This window comes from Italian clover phyllody phytoplasma str. MA1, assembly GCF_000300695.1.
Classification (GTDB): domain Bacteria; phylum Bacillota_I; class Bacilli_A; order Acholeplasmatales; family Acholeplasmataceae; genus Phytoplasma.
Window position 1 is genome coordinate 1 of record NZ_AKIM01000195.1, and the last position, 687, is coordinate 687.

Here is a 687-nt window from a genome sequence, read left to right on the forward strand (position 1 = left end):
TTATAATTAAAGTTAAATAAAATAATTTAAGATAATATAGTTAAATTAATTTATCAAAAATAATTTAAACAATCAAGAATAGAATAGGTGAAAAGATAGTATTTTTTTATCATTATGAAAAAAGCGCAAAAACTGAAAGTTGAACTTAGTTTATAATTTAAATTTAGTTATTATTAATGAATGAGGGTTTAAAAAAAGAGTTTATCATGGACTAATTGTTCTAAGATTCGGAATTTATTATTTCCAGTGATGCTACCTATTTCTGAAATGTTAATATATTTTTTCGATGTTGGTATCATTGAACTGTTCCAAAAGTTTAGACACTTTTTGTTTTTTAAAAATTCTTTAAGACTAACTTAATAGTTAGTCTTTTTTTTTTTCTAAGACTAAAAAAATAATTTCTTATCTTTTCTAAAAACGTTTTTAGAAAGGGATTAAATGTTAAGAGAAGAATTATTTAAAGATTTTTTAAAAAATAAAAAGAATTTAGAAATACGAAATCAATTAATCGAACTTCATTTACCTTTAGTAAAAAAACTAGCTTATAATTTTAAATATTACCCTAAAGTTTTAACTAGAGATGATTTATATCAAGAAGGGGTTTTAGGATTAATCAAAGCCCTAAATAATTACCAAGATTTAGGTTATGACTTTATCGCTTATGCGACACCAACTATCAAATCAGAA

Annotated in this window: 1 protein-coding gene; it reads left to right on the plus strand. The window is 21.8% G+C overall.

The window, feature by feature from the left end:
* Window positions 1–438 precede the first annotated feature (438 nt).
* A partial coding sequence (locus tag RI01_RS03270) for a sigma-70 family RNA polymerase sigma factor (protein WP_017193243.1) occupies window positions 439–687 on the plus strand: 249 nt, incomplete at its 3' end.